Here is a 6,000-nt window from a genome sequence, read left to right as displayed (position 1 = left end):
GTCTGTTGCCCTTCCCGCAGATCCTGAATTGGCTATTGGTGGTGCTAAGGAAATGATGGAGAGTACGATACCTTGCCGTGTAGTCGCCCGGGGGAGGAGTTCAGGCACCCCTGACTCTCGCTCATTGGGGGAGTCGCGGGTCCTCGTTAGTCGCCAGCCTCAATGCGAAATCACCCGGGCTCAGTCTACTCTGAACCCGGGCGAGTCGCCTCACAGAATGAGCGTCTCAGGCGATAGTGGTCGATTCCAATTGCTGAGAGCGTGCCCGGACTTTGTTCTCGGGATCTATCGCGGTTTGATGAAGCGCGACGACCAGGGCACCGAACAGAGCAACCAGCGCCCCAAATTGTGCCGACCCACCACAGACCTCCGAACGGAAGCAGCATAAGAGCCGAAGCGAGCATAGGAGTGATTCCTGCGCCCAGAGCCGCTGCTCCCTGGTAGGCGACGGACGCGCCCGTGTAGCGCACAGACGCTGGAAACAGCTCTGCCACATATGCCGAGATCGGACCGTAGATGAGCCCCTGAACGATTCCCTGTCCAAAAAGAATCGCGACAGAGAACATCTCGATGCGACCCGATCCGATAAGAAACGTTATGGGAAATGCAGAAGCCGCAACGACCAAGCAGGCGATGAAGATCATGCGCGCCCTACCGATCCTGTCGCTCAGGCGTGCGGACACGAAGCAGGTGAGAATCATGATGAGGGAGCCACCGGCCTTCCAGTTCAGCACCCACGTCTTGTCCTCGCCCGCATCGACAGCCATGGACACTCCCCACACCGTGACAAGCGATTGCGTCGTGTAACACGCCACAGCCACTGCCAAGCCGATGAGAACAGGCTTCAGATGGTTGCATAGCACATCGAAGATCGGAATCCGTCGACGGTCATGTTCTTCTTCGAGCGTCTGGAACACCGGCGACTCCGACACTTTCAACCTGATCACCAGGCCGACGACGATGAGCACCGCAGAGAGAAGGAACGGGATCCTCCAGCCCCACACAACGAACTGATCGCCGGTGAGCACGGTCATGACAGACATGACGACAGTCGCAAGCACAGCCCCGGCCGGCCCACCGGCATTGGCGAATGACGCGGCAAATCCCCGCTTGGCCTTGGGTGCATGTTCCAGCGCCATGAGCGCAGCGCCACCCCACTCACCGCCGACAGCGATGCCCTGAATCACCCGGAGGACCAACAAAGAGATCGGAGCAATGATGCCGATCATCGATGCAGGAGGCATCAGTCCGACGATGACGGTAACACTTCCCATGATGATCATTGAAAGCACAAGGGTCTTCTTCCGACCGAGTCGGTCGCCGAAGTGCCCGAAGATCACTCCTCCGAGCGGCCGAGCCAAATAGCCTGCAGCAAGAGTCGCGAATGAAGCGAATACCGCCAAACTTCCGCTGCCGAATCCGGTGAAATAGAGAGAGGCAAAGACGATTGACGATGCCGTCGCGTAGAGGAGAAAGTCATAGAACTCTATCGCAGATCCGATGAAGCTCGACGCCAAGATTCTGCGCATCTCAACTGTACTCAGCGTCAGCTGACGCCCCTCGTCGTCGACAACGACAGGGGGCGGTCCCTGCTGCGGCGTAGGTGACGACTCTGTCATGGAACCCCCTCATTGGAAACTGAACATTCTCAATAATCTACAAACAGGTTATGATTGTCAACATTTTTGTTAACATAGAACTCGAGTACAGATCCGCATGCGATCTTCAGTCGGTCCGCGAGCAGGATCCGTCTGCCCCTGGGTCCTGCGCGTCAACCCCGCAGGACATGGAGCGACCATGAGCCAGCTGCGCACCCTCGGGGTATTGTTACTAACTTTGCTTGCAGTATTGTTGACAATCTCTACTGGGCACTGTTTGACTTGCCTGTAGCAATTCCAATGACGAGATTTGCGAAGCGATCGCAAGGTTCGACACCGCTCAAAGGAGAAGCTGACACCGGGCCAACACCATCGACAGAGCTTTGAGTGCACGGATGCACTCGACCCTGCCCTTGATTGCGCACTGGGCTTCCGATCTCATTCAGCGGGTGTTCGACAGCTTTGCTCTGTTCGCATCGACGACCGACAGGATTACTCTCTATGTCCCTTTCCATCTGGGCAATGGTTGCCTACTTGGCCTTCATCATCGTGTGGAACGTGGTGATCAAACGCAATATCGGCGAGTCCATGTTGCTGGGCTTCGTCGTCGTCTGCTTGTTCGGCGGCAAAGACTTCTTCCAGATCCTTGGTACCGGCATAGTTGATGCGCTGCAGGAACAGGTCGTGTTCGCCGCACTAGCGTTCATATTCATGGGCTTCATGCTCAAAGAGCTGGGGCTCATGGAGAAGCAGGTGGAGATTCTCAATTCTGTCTTCGGCCGCGTCAGAGGCGGAGCGGGGTATGTGTCCACAGTGGCATCTGCGCTATTCGGCACGATCTCCGGTTCCGGATCAGGGAACGCCGCAGCGGTCGGATCAGTGACGATCCCGTGGATGACCAGATCCAACTGGAAACCGGAGATCGCGGCCTCGTTGGTCGCCGGAAGCTCCGGACTCGGCCCCAGCTTCCCGCCCTCGTCCTCGATGTTCGTGCTTCTCGGCTCGGCCGCGGTCGCTCCGTTCGTTGCAGCAGATCAGTTGTTCATCGGTCTTTTCTGCGGCGGTGCTTGGGCATTGTTGTACCGACTGATCGTTGTCACTATATGGATCCGCATCTACGGCGTCGACAAGGTCGAACGGGCTGACATCCAGCCGTTCAAGGCGGCCATTCGCCAAGGATGGACCTCGCTGTTCATCTACATTGGCATCGCCGTCCCTCTGCTGCTGACGGTCGGCCCGGGAGCCGATTGGCTCACTGGACGCCTGGGAGCAGAGACCTTTGAGTCAATCAGTATCATCGTGTGGATCCCGGTCATGATCCTTCTGGCCTGCTTGATGGTGGGCGCAAAGCACCTGCCTCGGTCGGCGAAGAGCTGGAACAAGCTACTCGATAAAGTTGCCCCCCAATACTCTCTCGTCGGTGCGACGCTGTTCTTCGCTTTCGCCGCTGCCAGTGCGCTGGGCGAATTGGGACTCTCGGAAGACCTCGCGGTATTCATGAGCAGAATCGAGGCGCCTGGCCTCGTCGTCGCACTTGCTGTCGGCTCGCTGGTAGTCCTGCTAGCAGCGCCACTGACGTCAACCGCAACCATTGCCGCAGTCGGCGGGGTTGCCTTCACGGCGCTGACCGCAGCTGGAGCTGGCCCGGTCCCTGCTGCAGTGGCTGTGCTTCTGTTCTCCGCAACCGAAGGCTGCTCCCCTCCTGGAGCAGCACCGATCTATATCGTCTCCGGCATCGCAGGAGTCGATCCGGGAAAGCTGTTCGTCAGACTCATTCTCTGGTTCGTGATACCCACCATCATTTTGGGCTCACTGGTCGCACTCGGCCTGCTACCGATCTTCAGTATCGCCTGAACAACCTGAACGATCAGCCTCGACTGACGTTCTCCATCAACTGACCATACCTACAGATTCGAACAAGGAGTCCGACAATGTCCGAGAACTCTTCTCAGGATGACACCACGCCAACCGGGATCCGCGCGCTTCTGGCGTGGCTGCTCCTTCTGCTCTTCAAGATCACGCTCGTAGCATTCCTCGTTTTGGGAACGGTACTTGTGCTAACCCAATTGGCCGGTGCGCTCTTTGCTCAGCAGACGCTGGTCTCAGGCGCCATGGATGTACTCTTCGCGCCGACTACGGCCTGCGCAGCAATTACCGGCTTGGCAGGGTTCGCCATCGCCTATGTACTGAAATGGGACACGTCCGACTGACCCCGTTTGCGGGCTCTGTCAAGCACGCGTCCTCCGTTCCGAGAGGGGCCCTGCCTTGACATAGGTCCTCCGTTCCGAGAGGGGCCCTGCCTTGACATAGGTCCTCCGCTTCGGGAGGGCTCGTGCCTGGCAGAGTAGGTGCAGGTGACAATCTAAACGCATGTACACACATTTTCAATAGGACGGCAAGACTCAGATAGACAGCCCGGATGCCACCCTCGGTGCCTCATATACTTTTGCCCGCGAAATGGTGGACCCTCGGAAGCTATGGGGAGTGAACTGTCGATGGCGACTCGCGCAGAGATCACCACGAAATACGCCAGGCAATACAAGAAAGCCTCGAAGAAGAACAAAGGGGCTGTTCTCAAAGAGGTCGTCGCGGTGACCGGCTGGACTCGCGACAATGCTCGACGGCGATTGACCCAGGCAGCCAAGCACCCGCCAGGACCAGGCAGACAGGTGACGAAACAGCACCGGAAGCCCCGGTCCAGGAAATACTCCTATGACGCAGTGAAGATCCTTCAGCGTGTGTGGGCGATCTCGGGCGGCCAGTGCGGGAAATACCTTCACGCGACGATGCGTATCCTCCTCGATCTCCTCGAAGCCCATCACGAGCTCGTCCTCGGTCAGGATCGTTACACCACAACGGTGCGCAAGGAACTGCTGGCAATGAGCCCAGCCACGATCGACCGGTACCTGGGGCCCACACGGGCCAAAGACGCAATCAATGGGATCTCGACAACGAAGCCCGGGAGCCTGCTGCGTTCAGCGATCACGATCCGCCGCGCCGGTGACGACGTCGAAGACGAACCCGGCTTCTTCGAAGGCGATACCGTCGCCCACTGCGGTCCCGTCGAATCGGGGGAATTCGCTAGGACACTCAATCTCACCGATTTCCATACGGGGTGGACGTTTACCCGTACCGTGCGCAACAACGCGCATACGAATATCCTGGCGGGTTTGAAGACAGCGGCTCGTGAGATTCCGTTTGAGATCACTGGCTTGGACTTCGATAACGGGTCGGAGTTCCTCAATCAGTACGTCATCGAGTGGGCCGGGTCGAGGGGTATCTATTTCACGCGGTCGCGGCCGTACAAGAAGAACGATCAGGCCACGACCTGGTCAAAGAACAACCACGTCGTGCGCCGGTATGGGTTCTACTACCGTTACGACACTGACCTGGAACGACGAGCGCTTAACCGGTTATGGCACTTGGTCAATGATCGTGTGAATTATCTGATGCCCACGATCAAACCCACTGGGTATGGGTCGACGCGCAATGGGCGACGTAAACGTGTCTACGATGCTCCCCGGACACCCTTCGACCGGCTGTTGGACGCCGGTGTTTTGTCCCCGAAACAGGTGAAGGACATGACGGCGTATCGGGACAGTCTCAACCCGGCGAAGATCGCTGCTGAGATCGCCCGGATCCAGGACCGATTGCTGGTTCTATCGAGCACGAAGACCGAGCAACTCTATCTGGCTTCGTTCCCGTCAGCCCTGCCGGATGTGCGCAAGGGCGTGCGAGTCAAGACTGGGTAGGTTTCGCGGGCAAATCTATGTGAGGCATCGAGAACATTTCGCGGGCATATTGACATGAGGCATTACGTAGGAGAGTCATGTGAGCGCGATTCCGAGCTATACGTAGGACCAGGTCGCCGCGTTCGTCTCAGCGATAGACTCCAACCTCGGCAAGTGGATGACGACACCCATCGTCTGGGGCTGAACGAACGCTCTGTCAGTCAACAGCAGTGTCGGCTTCACCAACCCACTCTGGTACGCAGTCGTCGACCCCTTGATGATGTTCTTCCCCAGTGTCGCGCTCAGGTGCATTGAGGTCGGCATCGGGTACGCAGTATGGACCGGCATCGGAACCGTCGGTGCAGCCGCACTTGGCCCGATGTTCTTCGACGGGACTCTCACCCGGCCCAAGGCGTTTCTGGCTCGCAGTGATCATCTCCGGGGTTGTGTGGCTCCAATTCTCTGACAGCTCCACGCTCGAACCCAGAGAGCGAGCGGTGCCTCGCTCGGAACCTCGACTGCACCGCTCGCAGCTACGCATAAACGAGGGACGAGTTCTTCTCTGTACTTCGCCTCTTCCTCGCCGCCGCACCATTGTGCTCGCCGCCAAGACACTCGTAGCCAGGCCGACAACGGACAGCATGATGCACGACTTTGCGGCCAATATGGCC

General features: G+C 58.2%; 5 protein-coding genes. 4 read left to right on the top strand and 1 reads right to left on the bottom strand.

Going from position 1 to position 6,000, the window contains the following annotated elements:
* Positions 1-185: 185 nt before the first annotated feature.
* Entirely contained in the window at positions 186-1,619 is a 1,434-nt protein-coding gene (locus HX613_RS15040; RefSeq protein ID WP_235346060.1) for an MFS transporter, read from the bottom strand.
* Positions 1,620-2,099: 480 nt separating this feature from the next.
* On the opposite strand from HX613_RS15040, the gene HX613_RS15035 reads away from it, so the two are divergent.
* From HX613_RS15035 to HX613_RS15020, 4 genes are all read left to right on the top strand, one after another.
* Complete coding sequence (locus HX613_RS15035; protein WP_235344962.1) at positions 2,100-3,452, top strand: TRAP transporter large permease subunit; 1,353 nt, start codon at positions 2,100-2,102, stop codon at positions 3,450-3,452.
* Between the two features lie 77 nt (positions 3,453-3,529).
* Positions 3,530-3,808 carry a hypothetical protein gene (locus tag HX613_RS15030; RefSeq protein ID WP_235344961.1) on the top strand — a complete coding sequence of 93 codons (279 nt, stop codon included), beginning with the start codon at positions 3,530-3,532 and terminating at the stop codon, positions 3,806-3,808.
* 285 nt (positions 3,809-4,093) lie between these two features.
* Positions 4,094-5,350 (top strand): integrase catalytic domain-containing protein, encoded by a 1,257-nt coding sequence (locus HX613_RS15025; RefSeq protein WP_235346059.1) that lies wholly within the window; start codon positions 4,094-4,096, stop codon positions 5,348-5,350.
* 256 nt (positions 5,351-5,606) lie between these two features.
* Positions 5,607-5,795: a DMT family transporter gene (locus HX613_RS15020; protein WP_328284967.1), complete on the top strand. Its 189-nt coding sequence runs from the start codon at positions 5,607-5,609 to the stop codon at positions 5,793-5,795.
* Positions 5,796-6,000: the final 205 nt, after the last annotated feature.

It is taken from the genome of Brevibacterium sp. UCMA 11754, from assembly GCF_021532275.1.
GTDB lineage: Bacteria > Actinomycetota > Actinomycetes > Actinomycetales > Brevibacteriaceae > Brevibacterium.
Note: the sequence above shows the minus strand (reverse complement) of the source record. Positions and strands in the feature narration are given on the sequence as shown.

What these genes read in the sequence shown, in the direction of transcription:
- HX613_RS15040 (WP_235346060.1), bottom strand. Translation starts at nt 1,619, where the DNA reads ATGACAGAGTCGTCACCTACGCCGCAGCAGGGACCGCCCCCTGTCGTT.
- HX613_RS15035 (WP_235344962.1), top strand. Translation starts at nt 2,100, where the DNA reads ATGTCCCTTTCCATCTGGGCAATGGTTGCCTACTTGGCCTTCATCATC.
- HX613_RS15030 (WP_235344961.1), top strand. Translation starts at nt 3,530, where the DNA reads ATGTCCGAGAACTCTTCTCAGGATGACACCACGCCAACCGGGATCCGC.
- HX613_RS15025 (WP_235346059.1), top strand. Translation starts at nt 4,094, where the DNA reads ATGGCGACTCGCGCAGAGATCACCACGAAATACGCCAGGCAATACAAG.
- HX613_RS15020 (WP_328284967.1), top strand. Translation starts at nt 5,607, where the DNA reads ATGATGTTCTTCCCCAGTGTCGCGCTCAGGTGCATTGAGGTCGGCATC.